The organism is Jatrophihabitans sp. sgz311053, from assembly GCF_056135305.1.
Map to the genome: position 1 here is coordinate 1,403,505 of NZ_JBWAXP010000001.1, position 16,887 is coordinate 1,420,391.

General features: G+C 71.3%; 14 protein-coding genes. 11 read left to right on the forward strand and 3 right to left on the reverse strand.

What is annotated here, in order from left to right; genetic code table 11:
- Window positions 1–74: 74 nt before the first annotated feature.
- Window positions 75–770, forward strand: coding sequence for an alpha/beta fold hydrolase (locus tag AC0NZQ_RS06435; RefSeq protein WP_474528837.1), 696 nt, complete (start codon window positions 75–77; stop codon window positions 768–770).
- On the opposite strand, the gene AC0NZQ_RS06440 is transcribed toward AC0NZQ_RS06435, so the two are convergent.
- Window positions 767–1,036, reverse strand: coding sequence for a hypothetical protein (locus tag AC0NZQ_RS06440; RefSeq protein ID WP_474528838.1), 270 nt, complete (start codon window positions 1,034–1,036; stop codon window positions 767–769). The genes AC0NZQ_RS06435 and AC0NZQ_RS06440 overlap by 4 nt on opposite strands.
- A 240-nt stretch (window positions 1,037–1,276) precedes the next feature.
- Between AC0NZQ_RS06440 and AC0NZQ_RS06445 the strand changes: the two genes are divergently transcribed.
- From AC0NZQ_RS06445 to AC0NZQ_RS06465, 5 genes are all read left to right on the forward strand, one after another.
- A complete protein-coding gene (locus AC0NZQ_RS06445) occupies window positions 1,277–2,398 on the forward strand; it encodes a helix-turn-helix domain-containing protein (RefSeq protein ID WP_474528839.1) in 1,122 nt (373 codons plus the stop codon).
- Window positions 2,399–2,457: 59 nt separating this feature from the next.
- The gene (locus AC0NZQ_RS06450; RefSeq protein ID WP_474528840.1) at window positions 2,458–3,252 is read left to right on the forward strand and encodes a hypothetical protein; all 795 of its coding nucleotides are present in this window, start codon (window positions 2,458–2,460) and stop codon (window positions 3,250–3,252) included.
- A gap of 150 nt (window positions 3,253–3,402) precedes the next feature.
- A complete protein-coding gene (hrpA, locus tag AC0NZQ_RS06455) occupies window positions 3,403–7,314 on the forward strand; it encodes an ATP-dependent RNA helicase HrpA (protein WP_474528842.1) in 3,912 nt (1,303 codons plus the stop codon).
- A 97-nt stretch (window positions 7,315–7,411) separates the two neighbouring features.
- Window positions 7,412–7,834, forward strand: a complete 423-nt coding sequence (locus tag AC0NZQ_RS06460; protein WP_474528843.1) for a YciI family protein — start codon at window positions 7,412–7,414, stop codon at window positions 7,832–7,834.
- 7 nt (window positions 7,835–7,841) lie between these two features.
- Window positions 7,842–9,101, forward strand: coding sequence for an RNA polymerase sigma factor (locus AC0NZQ_RS06465; protein ID WP_474528845.1), 1,260 nt, complete (start codon window positions 7,842–7,844; stop codon window positions 9,099–9,101).
- Here the strand turns inward: AC0NZQ_RS06465 and AC0NZQ_RS06470 are convergent.
- Window positions 9,092–10,342: an arginine deiminase gene (locus AC0NZQ_RS06470; RefSeq protein ID WP_474528847.1), complete on the reverse strand. Its 1,251-nt coding sequence runs from the start codon at window positions 10,340–10,342 to the stop codon at window positions 9,092–9,094. The genes AC0NZQ_RS06465 and AC0NZQ_RS06470 overlap by 10 nt on opposite strands.
- Window positions 10,343–10,471: 129 nt before the next feature.
- Here AC0NZQ_RS06470 and AC0NZQ_RS06475 point away from each other — a divergent pair, with 129 nt between their 5' ends.
- Window positions 10,472–10,942 carry a hypothetical protein gene (locus AC0NZQ_RS06475; protein ID WP_474528848.1) on the forward strand — a complete coding sequence of 157 codons (471 nt, stop codon included), beginning with the start codon at window positions 10,472–10,474 and terminating at the stop codon, window positions 10,940–10,942.
- A 2-nt stretch (window positions 10,943–10,944) separates the two neighbouring features.
- On the opposite strand, the gene AC0NZQ_RS06480 is transcribed toward AC0NZQ_RS06475, so the two are convergent.
- Complete coding sequence (locus AC0NZQ_RS06480; protein WP_474528849.1) at window positions 10,945–11,442, reverse strand: GtrA family protein; 498 nt, start codon at window positions 11,440–11,442, stop codon at window positions 10,945–10,947.
- 103 nt (window positions 11,443–11,545) lie between these two features.
- Between AC0NZQ_RS06480 and AC0NZQ_RS06485 the strand changes: the two genes are divergently transcribed.
- The 4 genes from AC0NZQ_RS06485 to AC0NZQ_RS06500 all read left to right on the forward strand — a co-directional run bounded on the left by AC0NZQ_RS06485 (window position 11,546) and on the right by AC0NZQ_RS06500 (window position 16,886).
- Entirely contained in the window at window positions 11,546–12,706 is a 1,161-nt protein-coding gene (locus AC0NZQ_RS06485; RefSeq protein ID WP_474528850.1) for a 5-(carboxyamino)imidazole ribonucleotide synthase, read from the forward strand.
- Entirely contained in the window at window positions 12,699–13,193 is a 495-nt protein-coding gene (gene purE, locus AC0NZQ_RS06490; protein WP_474528851.1) for a 5-(carboxyamino)imidazole ribonucleotide mutase, read from the forward strand. Before AC0NZQ_RS06485 ends, purE begins: the two co-directional genes overlap by 8 nt.
- 68 nt (window positions 13,194–13,261) lie before the next feature.
- The gene (locus AC0NZQ_RS06495; RefSeq protein WP_474528852.1) at window positions 13,262–15,919 is read left to right on the forward strand and encodes an alpha/beta fold hydrolase; all 2,658 of its coding nucleotides are present in this window, start codon (window positions 13,262–13,264) and stop codon (window positions 15,917–15,919) included.
- Window positions 15,912–16,886 carry an ABC transporter permease gene (locus AC0NZQ_RS06500; RefSeq protein WP_474528853.1) on the forward strand — a complete coding sequence of 325 codons (975 nt, stop codon included), beginning with the start codon at window positions 15,912–15,914 and terminating at the stop codon, window positions 16,884–16,886. Before AC0NZQ_RS06495 ends, AC0NZQ_RS06500 begins: the two co-directional genes overlap by 8 nt.
- Window position 16,887: the final 1 nt, after the last annotated feature.

The following is a 16,887-nucleotide window of genomic DNA, read 5'->3' on the forward strand; positions in this document are numbered from 1 at the left end:
ATCCGTGATCAACTAGTCACCTCGATTGACTGCCGACGATGGCGGGTAGGGCGCGCGATGTCTACGGTGTGAACATGGTGACGTTCGTGTTGGTGCCCGGTGCCGGGGGCGCCGGCACGATGTACTGGTCCGAGGTGGTGGCGGAGCTCGCGGTGCGCGGGCACACCGGACTCGCGGTGGAGATCGCGGGCGACGATCCCGCGCTCGGGCTGCCCGAGTACGCGGCGATCACCGACGAGGCCATCGGCGAGCACCGGGACGTCGTCCTGGTGGCTCAGTCGATGGGCGGCTTCACCGCGCCGATGGTGCGCAAGCGGGATCAGCTGCGGGCCATCGTGCTGGTCAACGCCATGATCCCGCAGCCGGGGGAGACGCCGGGCGAGTGGTTCGTGGCGACCGCCTCGGGCGAGGCGATGGCCGAGTCGGACCGGCGGCTGGGGCACGAGGGCGGCTTCGACAATCCCGACGCGATGGACTTCTACTTCCTGCACGACATCCCGGCGGCGGTACGAGCCGCCATGGTCGGCGGGGACCGTTCGCCGTCGGACACCCCTTTCGCGCAGCCCTGCGCATTCCGGGCGTGGCCCGAGGTGCCGCTCCACGTCTTGGTCGGGGCGGACGACCGGCTCTTCCCGCGGGACTTCCAGCTCAGGGTGGCCCGCGAACGCCTCGGCATCGAGGCCGACGTCATGCCCGGCGGGCACCTGGTGGCGAAGAGCCGCCCGGCCGAGGTGGCCGAGCGGCTCGTCGCGTACTCGCAGCAGCGTTAGCGGGTGCCGGAGTCGTCCGGCTCGACCGCGTGAGCGGCATCTTCGTCGCTGATCCGGACGCCGGCGAGGGCGTCGCCGGCGCCGGTCCCCTCGACGGTCGGCGCCTCGCCGGCGGCGGGTGCGTCGGTGGGCGGCGGTCCTTCGCCGCCCGTCGAGCGCTGCAGCGGCTGGATACGGTCCTCGGCCGCCTTGGCGTCGGGATTGTTGTTGGCGTCGAGCCCCTCGTGCGGCTCGACCGGGATGTCCTGGTCGGTCGGTTCGGTCATGGCCTCGATGTACCCATGCCGCACCTCGGCGAACGGTTCGCCGACGTGCGCCGTGTCCCACCGCCTGGTGGGCCCCGAGCGAACGCATCGCCGGGTTCGCTGAGTTGCCGAGCCACGCTGGCTCGTGCGGTCGCCCCGGCGGGGGTCAGCCGGCGTCGGATGTTTCCTCGTATTGCGAGTTTCGCGACTTGGTAAACAAGCTTGAAGTAGTAAACAACGGGCGCTAGCATCACGTTTACCATGTTGGGAAACGCGGGTTCCGAGGAACATCTCGTCGATCAGGCGATCGATTGGCTCAACGCCGTCCTCGGGTCGGGCTTCAAGGCAGAACGGCAGCCCCGCACGGTCCCATCCCGGTCGGCAGGGGTCATCCACCAGATCGACGGACTCATCACCATCGAGACGCAGAATGCTCAGGCGACGCTGTCTGTCGAGGCCAAGGCAGCCTTCACGCCCCGAGACGTCGAGCGACTGCTGGACACTCAGCAACGGCTGGCGACGCTCGCCCACGTCGGCCTGTTGCTCGTGGCGCCTTGGCTCAGCCCGCGTGCACGCGAGATCATCAGAGCGCGCGGGGCCAACTATCTCGACCTGACCGGCAACTGCCTCATCCGGCTCGAGAACCCGCCGGTGTTCATCCGGGTCGACGGCGCAGCAAAGGATCCGGCTCCCAAGGCTCGCGCCGCGGGACTTCGCGGAGCGAAGACCGGGCGGCTCGTTCGGGTGCTGGCCGAGGCCATTCCGCCGTACGGTGTCCGAGAACTGGCAGACAAGTCTGGTCTCACTCCCGGATATGTCTCCCGCCTCTTGGAGACCCTGGACCGCGAGGCGCTCGTGCAGCGTGAGGGCCGCGGACGGGTGAAGGCCGTCGACTACGTGCGACTGATCGAGCAGTACGCGGCTCACGCCAGTCTGCTTCGGACTCGCGGAGCTGCAACCTTCATCGCCCCCGCCGGAGCCAAGACGGCGCTGGCACAGCTCGCGCAGGTAGACCGGCCGACCGCGGTCACCGGATCGTTCGCCGCCGCTCGGCTGGAGCCGATTGCAGCGCCAGCGTTGCTGGCGGTCTACGCGGCCGACTTCCGAGCGGTTGTTGACAGCCTGCGACTCCTGCCTGCCGATGCGGGCGCCGACGTAGTCCTGTTGGCGCCGCCAGATCCAGTGGTGTGGGACAGCGTCGAAATGAGGGACGGCATCACCTACGTCGCGCCAGCGCAAGTCGCGATGGACTGTCTGGCCGGCAATGGCCGCATGCCGGCCGAGGGTGCTGCAGTGTTGGACTGGATGAGCGCCCACGAGGAGACCTGGCGCGCCGAGTCGCTCGGCGAGCTGCCTCGCTACGGGGCAGGGCCGACACGATGACCGGATCTCACCCACCCGCGCCTGCGTACATCGCTGCGCGGCGAGTTTTGTTGCATGCCTTGAAGACCCTTGCCGCTCACAGCGGTGCCGTCGTCGTGGCCGGTGCCCAGGCCGTCTACCTCCACACCGGCACGCTCGATCTCGACGCGACGATCGCCCCGTACACCACAGACGGCGACCTCGCCCTCGATCCCGACAGCCTCGGCGATGAGCCCGCCTTGGAGGCCGCGATGCGCGCCGCCGGCTTCGAGCTCAAGCGCACTCGGCAAGGGCACGTCGAACCCGGCATCTGGGTCGCCACGACCAAGGTCGCAGAGACCACCTTCGAGGTGCCCGTCGACCTGATCGTCCCCGATGCGGTCGCTGGAGGAGGACGGCGTGGTGCCAGGTTGCCCGCGCACGGCAAGCAGGCGGCGCGACGCGCAGTCGGTCTCGAAGCCGCGCTGATCGATCACTCGCCCATCACGATCAGTTCGCTCGACGCCGGCGACACGGATCAGGTGGTGGCCCGGGTAGCCGGTGTTGCGGCACTTCTCGTTGCCAAGGCGCACAAGCTGCAGGATCGGCTGAAAACCGACCGGTTGTCTGACAAGGATGCCGCCGATGTCATCCGGCTCATGCAGTTCTCCGATCCGGCCGAGGTTCGGTTGGCGATGAACCGCCTCATCGGTGACGTGATAGCGGGGCCGGTCACACAGGCCGCCCTGGGTCATCTCGAGGCGATGTTCGGCCGGCGCAACGGCGTCGGCGTGCAACTCGCCGTGCGTGCGATGCAGGCCGCCGTGCCGAGCGCGCGCGTCGAGGCAGTGTCCGTCGCGTACGTTCGCGCGCTGCTCGGCGCACCGACATCATGAACGGCGTCGCCGTCCGATTCACCGATTTTGCGCCAGCCGACCTCATCACCTCTGTCCTCGGCCGGCCCATGGGACCGAACCGGCTGTGTTCGGAGCGCGAGCTGCTGCTGTTCCCGATCCGACTGGCGGGCACCGCCTAGGCTGGATCGAGTGTCCGCACCACCGTCAGCTGCCGAGCTGCGCGCCCGGCTCGACGGGGTGACGCTCCGCGACGCCGACCGCCTCCGTCGCCGCCTCGACGGCCTGCGCCGACGGGACAACCCGCGGCTCCGCGAGCAGCTCGCCGCCCAGATCGCGCGGGGCGAGGGTCTGGTCGAGACCCGCCGGCTGGCCGTTCCCGAGATCCGCTACCCGGATCTGCCCGTCAGCGCCAAGCGCGACGACATCGCCGCCGCGATTCGAGATCATCAGGTCGTCGTCGTGGCGGGGGAGACCGGCTCGGGGAAGACGACCCAGCTGCCCAAGATCTGTCTCGAGCTGGGGCGTGGCGTCCGCGGCACCATCGGTCACACCCAACCGCGGCGGCTCGCCGCGCGGACCGTCGCGCAGCGCATCGCCGACGAGGTGGGCTCGCCGCTGGGCGACACCGTCGGCTACACCGTGCGGTTCACCGACGAGGTGAGCGACCGCACGTTGGTGAAGCTGATGACCGACGGCATCCTGCTCGCCGAGATGCAGCGCGACCGCCGGCTGCTGCGCTACGACACGCTGATCCTCGACGAGGCCCACGAGCGCAGCCTCAACATCGACTTCCTGCTCGGGTACCTCAAGCAGCTGCTGCCGCGGCGTCCCGACCTCAAAGTCGTCGTCACCAGCGCCACGATCGAGCCCGAGCGCTTCGCCGCCCACTTCGCCGGTTCCGACGGCGCCCCCGCCCCCATCGTCGAGGTCTCGGGACGCACCTATCCCGTCGAGATCCGGTACCGCCCGCTCGAACAGCCGGTGGTCGGCGACGACGACGATCCCGACGATCCCGACCACGAGATCGTCCGCACCGAGACCCGCGACCCCACCGAGGCCATCGTCGACGCGGTGCGCGAGCTCGAGGCCGAGGCACCCGGTGACGTGCTGGTCTTCCTCTCCGGAGAGCGCGAGATCCGGGACACTGCCGAGGCGCTCGCCGAGCTGCGTGACACCGAGGTGCTGCCGCTCTACGCGCGACTGGGCACAGCCGAGCAGCAGAAGGTCTTCCAGCCGTCGACGGCGCGGCGGCGGGTCGTGCTCGCCACCAACGTCGCCGAGACCTCGCTGACGGTGCCGGGGATCCGGTACGTCGTCGACCCCGGCACCGCCCGCATCTCGCGGTATTCGCGGCGGACGAAGGTCCAGCGGCTGCCCATCGAGCCGGTCTCGCAGGCCTCCGCCGCCCAGCGGGCCGGTCGCTGCGGCCGGGTCGCGGACGGCATCTGCATCCGGCTGTACTCACAGGACGACTTCGAGGCGCGGCCGCGCTACACCGATCCGGAGATCCTGCGCACCAACCTCGCGTCGGTGATGCTGCAGATGGCGGCGCTGCAGCTGGGAGAGATGGCGGACTTCCCGTTCCTCGACCCGCCCGACCGACGCAGCGTGCGTGACGGCCTCCAGCTGCTGCAGGAGCTGGGCGCCTTCGACGGCGAGGGCGCGCTGACGCCCACCGGGCGGCGGCTGGCGCAGCTGCCGGTGGATCCGCGCCTCGGCCGGATGATCCTCGCCGCGGCGGATGAGGGCTGCGTGCGCGAGGTGCTCGTCCTCGCCGCCGCGCTCTCGATCCCCGACCCGCGGGAACGCCCCACCGATCGCGAGGAGGCTGCTCGCGCCAAGCACGCCCGCTTCGCCGACGAGCACTCGGACTTCGTCTCGCTGCTGAACCTCTGGAACTACATCCGCGAGCAGCGCCGGGAGCGTTCGGGCAACGCGTTCCGCCGGATGTGCCGTGACGAGTTCCTGCACTACCTGCGGGTGCGCGAGTGGCAGGACCTCGTCGGTCAATTGCGCACGATCGCGCGAAGTATCGATGTCGTCGAGCAGGACGAACCCGCCCCTGCCGACCGCGTCCACGCCGCGCTGCTGGCCGGGCTGCTCGGACATGTCGGCGTCCGCGAGGGTGACAACCGGGACTACCTCGGCGCCCGGAACTCGCGCTTCGTCCTCGCGCCGGGTTCGGTGCTGACCAAGAGGCCGCCGCGCTGGATCGTGGTCGCCGATCTGGTCGAGACCTCCCGGCTCTTCGGACGGGTCGCGGCCCGCGTCGACCCCGACACCGTCGAGCGCGTGGCGGGTCCGCTCGTGCAGCGCACGTACAGCGAGCCGCACTGGGACGCCAAGCGCGGCGCCGTCATGGCGTACGAGCGGGTCACCCTCTACGGGCTGCCGCTCGTCCCGCGTCGGCGCGTGGGCTACTCGACGGTGGACCCCGAGGAGGCGCGGGAGCTCTTCGTCCGGCACGCGCTCGTCGAGGGTGACTGGACGACCCGGCATCACTTCTTCCGTGACAACCAGGCGTTGCGTGCCGAGCTGGAGGAACTGGAGGAACGTGCCCGCCGCCGCGACCTGCTGCTCACCGACGACGAGCTCTTCACCTGGTACGACCAGCGCGTCCCCGCTGGCGTCGTCTCGCAGCGCCACTTCGACGCGTGGTGGAAGAAGCAGCGGCACACGACGCCCGAGCTGCTGACGCTGACCCGCGACGACCTGCTTCGCGACGACGGCGACGACACCGAGACCCTCGACGAGTGGCAGGCCGGTGACCTGGCGCTGCCCGTCACCTATCGCTTCGAGCCGGGCGCCGACGACGACGGCGTCACTGTTCACGTCCCCGTCGACGTGCTGGCGCGGCTCGGCGGTGAGGAGTTCGCGTGGCAGGTGCCGGCGCTGCGCGAAGAGCTGGTCGTCGCGCTGCTGCGGGCGCTGCCGAAGGAGCTGCGGCGCAGTTTCGTGCCGATCCCCGACACCGCCCGCGCCGTGCTCGCCGAGTTGCAACCCGGCCAGGAACCGTTGCTGCCGGGTCTGCAGCGCGAGTTGCAGCGGCGCACCGGCGTCCTCGTCCCGCTCGACGCCTTCGACCTCGACAAGATCCCGTCCCACCTGCGGGTGAGCTTCGCCGTCGAGGACGACGCCGGCGAGGTGGTGGCCCGCGGCAAGGACCTCACCGCGCTGCAGGAGCAGCTCGCCGCGCCGGTCCGGGCCGCGGTGGCGGCGGCCGTCGCCGGGGAGCTCGAACGCTCCGGACTCACCGACTGGCCGGCGGACCTGGCCGAGCTGCCCCGCAGTGTGGAGCGGACGAGCGGTGCCCACACCGTCCGCGGTTTCCCGGCCCTGGTCGACGAGACCGGCGGGGTGGCCGTCCGCGTCTGCGCGACCGAGGCCGAGCAGGCCGCCGCCATGCCCGCCGGCATCCGCCGGCTGCTGCGGCTCTCGCTGCCGTCCCCGGCCAAGGCGGTCGAGCGCTCGCTGGGGACCCGGGCGCGACTGGTGCTGGGCGCCAACCCGGACGGTTCGCTCGCCGCGCTGATCGAGGACGCCGCCGACGCGGCGATCGACTCGCTGGTCGCGGCGCCGGTATGGCGCCGGTCTGATTTTGCGCAGCTGCGCGACAAGGTGGCGACGGAGCTGGTGGTGACGACGGTCGACATCGTCCGGCGGGTGGAGGACGTCCTCGCTGCAGCTCACGACGTCCGGCTCGCGCTGCCAACCGATCCGCCGAGGTCGCAGGCCGAGGCGATCACCGACATCCGCGAGCAGTTCCGCCGATTGCTGCCGGTCGGCTTCGTCACCCGGATCGGTGCGGCGCACCTGCGCGACGCGGCCCGCTACGTCACCGCCATCAGCCGGCGCCTGGAGCTGCTGCCCCGTGACGTCGAGACCGACCGTGGCCGGATGCTGCGGGTCCACGCCGTCCGCGACGCCTACGACGAGCTGGTCCGGGCGCTGCCACCGATCCGGGCGCAGGCGCCTGACGTCCGGGACATCGCCCGGCAGATCGAGGAGCTGCGGGTGAGCCTCTGGGCCCAGCAGCTGGGGACGCCGCGGCCGGTGAGCGAGAAGCGGATCTACCGAGCGATCGACGCCGTCCAACTCTGATCGAGATTTCTTGTCTAGCCTGTCGATTCCGGCGCGGCCCGTTCGACGCCAGGGTGAGGCAGGGCAGCGGGCCCGCCCGAGACGACAGGAGAATCCGATGCGCGTGATGGTCATCGTCAAGGCCACCGAGGACAGCGAAGCCGGCCGCATGCCCACGACCGAGGAGCTCAACGAGATGGGGCGCTTCAACGCCGAGCTCGCCGCGGCCGGCATCATCCTCGCCGCGGACGGCATCACTCCCAGCTCGAAGGGCAAGCGGGTGCGGTTCAGCGACAAGAAGGCGACGGTGGTGGACGGCCCCTTCGCCGAGACCAAGGAGCTCGTCTCCGGGTTCTGGATCTGGGAGGTCTCCTCCCTGGACGAGGCGATGGAGTGGGCCCAGCGGGTGCCCTTCGTCGACGGCGAGGTCGAGGTGCGTCCCATCTTCGAGCTGACCGACTTCGGCGACGAGTTCACGCCCGAGATGCAGGCGCAGGAGCAGGCGCTGCGCGAGACCATCGAGACCCGGGCGCAGTCCTGACGCGGCCGTGACGCACGCCGACCTCGACCGCCGGATCGCCGCGATCTGGCGGATCGAGGCCGTCCGGATCGTGGCCGGACTCGCCCGCGCCACCCGCGACGTGCCGCTGGCGGAGGACCTCGCCCAGGACGCCCTCGTCGCCGCGCTGGAGCAGTGGCCCGCGGCAGGTGTCCCGGACAATCCGGGGGCGTGGCTGATGTCGGTCGCCCGGCGCCGCTGGGTCGACGGCGTGCGTCGCGACGTCACGTACCAGCGCAAGCTGGCCGAGGTGGGGCGCGAGCAGCAGGACACCGTCGATCCGTACGACGAGCTGGATCTCGACCGGGGCCCGACGCTGGCCGACGACACGCTCCGGTTGATCTTCACCGCCTGTCACCCGGTGCTCGCCGCCGAGGCGCGGGTGGCGTTGACGCTGCGCATGATCGGTGGACTGACCACCGACGAGATCGCGCGGGCCTTCCTGGTGCCGGTGCCGACGATGGCGGCCCGCATCACCCGGGCGAAGAAGGCCCTCGCCACGGCCGGCGTCCCCTTCGAGACGCCGACGGGCGACGAGCTCGCCGCCCGGCTCGACTCGGTGCTGGAGGTCGTCTACCTGATCTTCAACGAGGGGTACGCGGCCTCCTCCGGTACGGCGCTGACCAGGCCGGTGCTCTGCGAGGAGGCGATGCGGCTGGCTCGCATGCTCGCCGCCGTGGCGCCGGGCGAGGCGGAGGCGCACGGGCTGGTGGCCCTGCTCGAGCTGCAGGCTTCCCGACTCCGGGCCCGGACCGCGGCCGACGGCTCGCCGGTCCGGCTGCTCGAGCAGGACCGCTCCCGTTGGGACCGCACCCTCATCACCCACGCCCTCGGCGCACTGGACCGGGCCGAGGCGCTCGACCCGCGCGGCCGCTACGTGCTGCAGGCCGCCATCGCCGCCTGCCACGCCCGGGCGCCGCGGGCCGTCGAGACCGACTGGCTGCGGATCGCCGAGCTCTACGGCGACCTCGTGGACGTCACCGAGTCCCCGATCGTCGAGCTCAACCGGGCCGTCGCCGTCGCCATGGCCGGTGACCCGACCGAGGCGCTGGGGATCGTCGACGACCTCGCTGCGGCCGACCTCTCCGTGCTGCGCGGCTATCACCTGCTGCCGGCGGTGCGGGGCGACGTCCTGGCCCGGCTGGGGCGAGGCGCCGAGGCGGCGGCGGAGTTCCGGCGCGCCGCCGAGCTCTGCGGCAACGACGCCGAGCGGGCCGTCCTGCTGGGCCGGGCAGCCGATCAGGACTGACCGGGCAGCGGATCCCGCACGATGGGGCAGGTCATGCACCGGGCGCCGCCGCGACCACGGCCCAGCTCGCCGCCGGAGACCGCGAGCACCTCGATGCCGTGCTTGTCGAGCAGCGCGTTGGTGACGACGTTGCGGTCGTAGCCGACCACGACGCCGGGCTCGAGGGCGAAGTAGTTGTTGCCGTCGCTCCACTGCTCCCGTTCGGCGGCGCGGGGGTCGTCGCCGGCGCGGAGCACGGTGACCCGGTCGACCTGCAGCGCCAGGGCGAGCGCCTGGACGAGGTTGCCGGCCGGCTCGACCCGCAGCGGTTCCCCCGGCCCGTCGGCCGGGGTGAGACGCCAGGCGCGGAGCGCGGCGAGGTCCAGCATCGGGTAGGCGACGAAGGTGGCGACATCGACCATGGTCAGCACCGTGTCCAGGTGCATGGTGGCGCGGGCGGCGGGGATGTCCACGGCGAGCACCTCCTGTGCGGAGCCGGTCTCGAAGAGCCGGCGGGCGAGCAGCTCCACCGCCGCCGGGGTCGTCCGCTCGCCCATGCCGACGAGGACGACGTCCTCGCTGAGGACGAGCACGTCGCCGCCCTCCAGCGTGGCGGGTCGGTGGTCTCGGTCGTCGTCGCCGTAGAAGAACGTGAAGTCCGCCTCGCGCAGCAGCGGGTGGTAGCGATACACCGCCCGGGTGTGGACGGACTCCCGCTGCCGGGCCAGCTTGGCCATGGGGTTGACGGTGACGCCGTTGTTGATCCATGCCGAGTTGTCGCGCTGGAAGAGCGTGTTCGGCAGCGGCGGCAGGACGAGATCGTCCGGCCCGAGTGACTGCCAGTGCAGTCCGACCGGGGTGGCGAAGCTCAGGTCGGACTTGAGCACGCCGCCGATGAGCAGGCCGGCAAGGGTCCGGGCGTCGACGTCGTCGAAGAGGTCACGCAGCCGCCGCGCCATCTGGACGCCGAACCGCTCCGGGGTGCAGGTGCGCTCCACGACGAAGTCGCGACCGTCCGGGGTGTCGAGGGCGCCGGTGAGCAGGTCGGCGAAGCGGTGGACGGTCGCCCCGCGGCTCGCCAGCACCTCGACGAAGGCGTCGTGCTCGTCGCGGGCCCGGTCGGCCCACGGGACGTCGTCGAAGAGCAGGCCGTGGATGTTGCTCGGCGTCAGGCGGTCCAGTTCGCGACCGGGGCGATGGGTCACGACGTGCCGCAGCCTGCCGATCTCGGAGCCGAGCCGGGGCTGCAGGGGTTCGGGCATCGGTTCAGCATGGCAGGAGGAAGGGGGAACGCCGGGACAACGACGAACATGCCTCGCGCCGGGCATGGACGTGACCGCACCGACGGTTCACCATGGACCTCCCGTCGTCACCGGAAGAGGTGGGCACCGATGGATCACGACAGCACAGTCACCGACACCCCTGCCGAACTCGACGCGGTCCGCGCGCGGCGCGTCGAACTGCGGGGCACGCTCAACCTGCTGGAGATCACGCTGGCCGCGCCGGCCTCCGGACGCGAGGTGGTGTGGGGCGAGACGGTCCACGACGCCCTCGTCACCCTGGCCGGCGACTTCGCCGCCCACGTCGAGGTCACCGAGGGTCCGGAGGGCCTGCACCAGTCCATCCTCGGTGGTGATGTCCGGCTGGCGAACGCGGTGGCCGCTCTCACCGCCGAGCATGGCGAGCTGGCCGGTGAGATCGCCTCGCTGGTGGCGGACTCGGCCGCGCCGTGTCGCGAGGGTGACGTCGACGCTCTCCGTGACCGCGCGACCCGGCTGCTGGGGCATCTCGTCCGACATCGCCAGCGTGGCGCGGACCTCGTCTACGAGGCCTTCGAGACCGACATCGGTGAGGGCGGGTAGCGCTACTCGGCCAGTTCGACGTCCAGGTCGACGTTCTTGGCGTGCACCCGATCCGGGTGGAGGAAGACGAACCGCTTGTAGGCCCAGAAGCGGAAGAGAGTGCCCAGACCGATCGTCACCAGGTTCACCACGAAGACGACCGAGCTGTTGTGGCTGAAACCGAGCGGGTACACGAAGAGGCCGATCACAGCCAGTGAGAACGCCAGGGTGATGCCGTTGATACCGAAGAAATAGGCGGTTTCGCGGCCGATTCCCGTGCGCGCGCGGTGGGAGAACGAGAGGTGCCGGTTGCCGAAGTAGGCGAAGGTCGTCGAGACGATGGTCGAGACCGTCTTGGCCTTCAGTGCCGCATGCCAGGCCGAGGTCAGCAGCGTAAACAGCCCCACGTCGATGACGAAGGCGAGCGCACCGATCACGCCGAAGGCGGCGATCTCCTTGGCGAGGACCCGGTACGACCCCCGCAGGCGTTCGCGGAGCGACGAGGGGCGTAGTGAGGTCATGGTGGCAGAAGAATAGACCGGCGACGGCACCGCCACGGCTCGTCGCCCAGCGATTGGCCAGGAGGCTCCGGCTCCGGCCGCCCCGGTCAGTAGGCTGCCGTCCGTGGACGAACGCACCGGTCTGCCCGTCGTCGGCGTGGTCGGCGCCGGCCAGCTGGCCCGGATGACCCATCAGGCCGCCATCGCGCTGGGCCAGTCGGTGGCGCTGCTGGCCGACACCCCCGACGACGGCGCCGCCCTCGTGGCGCACGAGGTGGAGGTGGGCAGCTACCGCTCGCTGGACGACCTGCGCCGCTTCGCCGCCGGCAAGGACGTCGTCACCTTCGACCACGAGCACGTGCCGAACGAGCACCTGGTCGCGCTGGAGGCCGACGGCGTCAACGTCCAGCCGGGTTCGGCCGCGCTGCGCTTCGCCCAGGACAAGCTGGCCATGCGCGAGCGCCTCACCGGGCTCGGGCTGCCCTGCCCGCGCTGGACCGCCGTCGCCGACGCGGCCGAGTTGGCGGCCTTCGGCAACGAGGTTGGCTGGCCCCTGGTCCTGAAGGCGGCCTCCGGCGGCTACGACGGCAAGGGCGTCTGGGTGGTGGACTCCGTCGCCGAGGCCGCCGACGTCCTCGCCTCGGGGACGCGGCTGCTCGCCGAGGAGAAGGTGGCGATCGTGCGCGAGGTCGCGGCGGTCGTCGCCCGCTCGCCGTTCGGGCAGGGTGCGGCCTGGCCGGTCGTGGAGACCGTGCAACGCGACGGCATCTGCGTCGAGGTCATCGCCCCGGCGCCCGACCTGGACCCCGAGCTCGCCGAGAAGGCCCAGTCGCTCGCACTGCGGGTCGCCAGTGAGCTGGGGGTGACCGGGGTGCTGGCCGTCGAGCTCTTCGTCACCGCTGCCGGCCTGGTGGTGAACGAGCTCGCCATGCGGCCCCACAACTCCGGGCACTGGAGCATCGAGGGCGCCCGGACCTCACAGTTCGAGCAGCACCTGCGTGCCGTCCTCGACTACCCGCTGGGCTCGACCGCCCCCACCGCGCCATGGACGGTGATGGTCAACCTGCTCGGCGGCCCCGACGACGTCGAGCCGGCCCTCGACGAGCGGGTGCACCACTTCATGGCGCACTGGCCGGAGGTGAAGCTGCACCTCTACGGCAAGCAGTTCCGTCCCGGCCGCAAGGTCGGACACGTCACCGCTCTCGGTGACGACCTCGACACCGTTCGCCGCCGCGCTGCCGAGGCCGCGCAGTACCTGAGGTTCGGAGGACCCGGTCATGACTGACGTCGGGATCATCATGGGGTCCGACTCGGACTTCACCGTGATGTCCGCCGCCCACGAGGCCCTCGACGAGTTCCGAGTCGCGCACGAGGTGCGCGTGGTCTCGGCCCACCGGACGCCCGAGGGGATGGTGGAGTACGCCAAGCAGGCGGCCGGCCGCGGGCTGAAGGTGATCATCGCCGGCGCCGGGGGAGCGGCGCACCTGCCGGGGATGGTGGCGTCGCTGACCTCGCTGCCGGTGATCGGCGTGCCCGTCCCGCTGAAGTACCTCGACGGCATGGACTCGCTGCTCTCCATCGTCCAGATGCCCGCCGGCGTCCCCGTGGCGACGGTCTCCATCGGCGGCGCGCGCAACGCCGGACTGCTCGCGGTGCGCATCCTCGCCGCCCACGACCCCGAGCTGGCCGCCCGGATGGACGCCTTCCGAGCCGGCCTCGCCGACACCGCGACGGCCAAGAACGAGGCGTTGCAGCAGCGCCTGGAACCCTGAGCCGGCGGCGGCGTAACCGGGGGTCAACCCGGAAGACTGCGCACAGCTGATCTCCGTACAGTGGCCGGATGCCTGACCTCGGCGCCGTCCGCCAGCGCCTGCGCTCCCGAAAAGTCCTCGCCCTGCTCGGGGCGGTGGTCGTGGCGCTCGCCGCCATCACGGTGGTCTCGGTCGCGACATCGGACCCTGACGTCCGCAAGATCTCGCAGACGCAGGTCGGGGTGCCCGAGCCCGACGGCCAGGGCGTCCGGCTCGAGGCGTACCTGTACCTCCCCGAACAGCGGCCGGCGCCGGCCGTCCTGCTGACTCCCGGTTTCGGCGGCACCGCTGACGGCATGGACGGCACCGCTCGGCAGTACGCCGAGGCGGGCTACGTCGTGCTGACCTACACCCCGCGCGGCTTCGGAGGCTCCGGCGGCAAGATCCACTTCGCCTCGCCGAAGTACGAGGTGGCCGACATGCGGCGAATGGTGAGCTACCTCGCGACGCTGCCCGAGGTCCGCAAGAAGGGTAATGACCCCGAGGTGGCCGCCGCGGGCTCCTCGTACGGCGGTGGCCTGTCGCTGCTGCTGGCCGGCTACGACCGCCGGGTGGATGCCGTCGCCGCGGACATCACCTGGAACAACCTCGAGAACGCCTTCTTCCCCAACTTCGCCGGCTCCGCCGCCGGTCCCTTCAAGAAGCTCTGGGTCGGCCAGCTCTTCGGCAACGGCTTCGGGTCACAGCGTCAGGGTGGGCTGGCCGCGCTCGGTTCGTCCGGACGAAGCCGATCCGCCGCCCCGGCCGGCACCTCGTCCTGTGGCCGCTTCGCCGCCGACGTCTGCCAGGCCTACCAGCAGTCGGCGGCGGCCGGGGCCCCGACGAGCGCGCTGCGGCGTCTCGTCGAGGACGCCAGCCCGTCGTCGGTCATCAGTCGGATCCGCGTCCCCACGCAGCTCACGCAGGGAGTGCAGGACTCGCTCTTCCCGCTTAGCGAGGCCGACGCCAACGCCCGCGGCATCGCCGCCAACGGCGCTCCGGTCTCGGTCGACTGGCGCGCCGGAGGCCACGACAACGCGGCGGCCGGTGGCGGGGTGGCCACCGCGAACGCCATCTCGTGGTTCGACAAGGTCTTCGCCGGCGACAACTTGAAGGGCGCGCAGCCCTTCGACTACAACGACGAGAACGGTTCGGTCAACGCCGAGGACGACGAGTCGGTGCCGGCCACGCTGCAGACCTCCGGTTATCCGGGGATCGAGGGGACGAAGGTCGACCGACGGTCGGTGTCGATCGCCGGCGCTCCGCAGCAGATCACCTCTCCCGCCGGCGGCGTGCCGGCCGTGATCACCAGCATCCCCGGCCTCGGCGGGATCTCGTCCCGCTTCGACCAGGCGCTGGCCCTGCTACCGTCCGCGCCGGGTCAGACGGCGGTCTTCACCTCCGATGAGCTCAGCGACGCCGTGCCCATCGTCGGCCAGTCGACCGTGCCGATCACCGTCACCTCGCAGAGCGCCACGGACGCCGTGCTCTTCGTCGGGCTGCGCGACGTGGACGGCTCGTCGGCGACGCTGCCGTCGCAACTGGTGTCGCCGATCAAGGTGACCGGGCTGCAGCCGGGTACGCCGCGCACCGTCACGGTCCGGCTGCCCACCGTGGTGCAGAAGGTGCTGCGTGGCCACCGGCTCGCCCTCACCGTCAGCGCCTCGGACTTCGCCTACGCCGGTCCGAGCAACGCCCGCACCTACACGATCTCGCTGCCGCAGAATCGCACGGCGGTGAGCGTCCCGACCGCCGAGGGCCGCGAGGTCGGCGGCGGCTATCCGCTGGGCTGGCTGTGGTTCGGCCTCGGTGCCTGCGCCCTCGTCGCCGCCCTCGTCGGGTTGATCTTCCGTCGTCGCCGGCAGGTGCTCAAGCCTGACCCGTCGCTCTTCGACACGCCGGTCGTGGTCCGCGGGCTGGTGAAGGAGTACGCCGGCGGCTACCGCGCCGTCGACGGCATCAGCTTCACCGTCGAGAAGGGCCAGGTCGTCGGCCTGCTCGGCCCCAACGGTGCCGGCAAGACCACCGCGCTGCGGGTGCTGGTCGGCCTCATCACCGCCACCGAGGGCGAGCTCTACGTCTTCGGTCAGCGAATCGCGCCCGGCGCCCCGGTGCTGTCGCGGCTCGGCTCGTTCATCGAGGGCCCGGGCTTCCTGCCGCACCTCACCGGTCGGGAGAACCTCCGCCTCTACTGGGCCGCCACCGGACGTCCCGAGCACGAGGCGGAGTTCTCCGTCGCGCTGGACATCGCCGGCCTCGGCGGCTCGGTGGATCGCCGCGTCGGGACGTACAGCCAGGGCATGCGGCAGCGGCTCGGCATCGCGCAGGCGATGCTCGGCCTGCCGGAGCTGCTCGTCCTCGACGAACCCACCAACGGCCTCGACCCGCCGCAGATCGCCGAGATGCGCGAGGTCATGAAGCAGTACGCGGAGACCGGCCGCACCGTGGTCGTCTCCAGCCACCTGCTCTCCGAGGTCGAGCAGACCTGTACCCACGTCGTCGTCATGCACAAGGGGCGCGTGGTGTCGGCGGGTTCGGTCGACGAGATCTCGGGCACCGACGGCGCGCAGCTGTCGGTCGCCGACCCGGCGCAGGCCGCCGAGATCCTGGCTCGCAACGGTGTCGATGCCCAGCTCGTCCCCGCCCGGCGTTCGCTCGAGGACGTCTTCCTGGAACTCATCGGTGAGGAAGTGAACGTCGATGGCTGACCCCCGCGTCGAACCGAGCCCGAACGGCGCCCTGGGTCGGCCCGTGCGGTCGACGGACCGGGAACGGTCCAAGGTGGCGGCGACCCACCGCGGCGTCCACGACCGGCTGGCGGTGCTGGATCCCGAGCGTCCGCACAGTTACAACCCGCACCGCACGTTGCGGTTCCGGGTCGAGTTCGTGCGGCAGGTGAAGCGGCGGCGGACGCAGGTGGCCTTCGGGCTGCTGCTGGCGCTGCCGCTGATCATCGCGTTGGTCTTCCAGTTCGGTGGCGAGTCGGTGGACACCAACGGCGCGCCGCAGCTGGTCGGGCTGGCGACGGCCGGCGGCACGAACTTCGCGCTCTTCACCCTCTTCGCCGCGGTGGGCTTCCTGCTCGTCGTGGTGGTGGCGCTCTTCGCCGGCGACACGGTGTCGAGCGAGGCGAGCTGGTCGTCGCTGCGCTACCTGCTGGCCCAGCCGGTGCCGCGTGCCCGGCTGCTGCGGCAGAAGCTCGCCGTCGCGGCTGTGATGTGCGTGGCGGCGACGCTGCTGCTGCCGGTGTGGTCCTACCTCATCGGCGGGCTCTTCTTCGGCTTCGGCCCGGCCGTCTCGCCGCTGGGCGGGACGGTCGGCGGCGACGGCTCGACGCTGGAGACGATGCTGGTCATCGTCGGGTACGTCAGCGTTCAGCTGCTCGGCGTCGCCGCGATGGCGTTCTTCTTCAGCACGCTGGTCGACAACCCGCTCGGTGCGGTCGGCGGTGCGGTGATGTTCACCGTGATCAGCAACATCCTGGACGAGATCACCGCACTCGGCGTCGTCCGCAACTACCTGCTCGCGCACTGGGACTACTCCTGGACGGCGGCGCTGTCGTCCCCCACGGTCTACGACGACATGATCCGCGGCACCGGGGTGGCGCTGGTCTACATTGCAGTCTTCCTCGGCCTGGCGTTCCTGCGCTTCGACCGCAAGGACATCACCAGCTGAG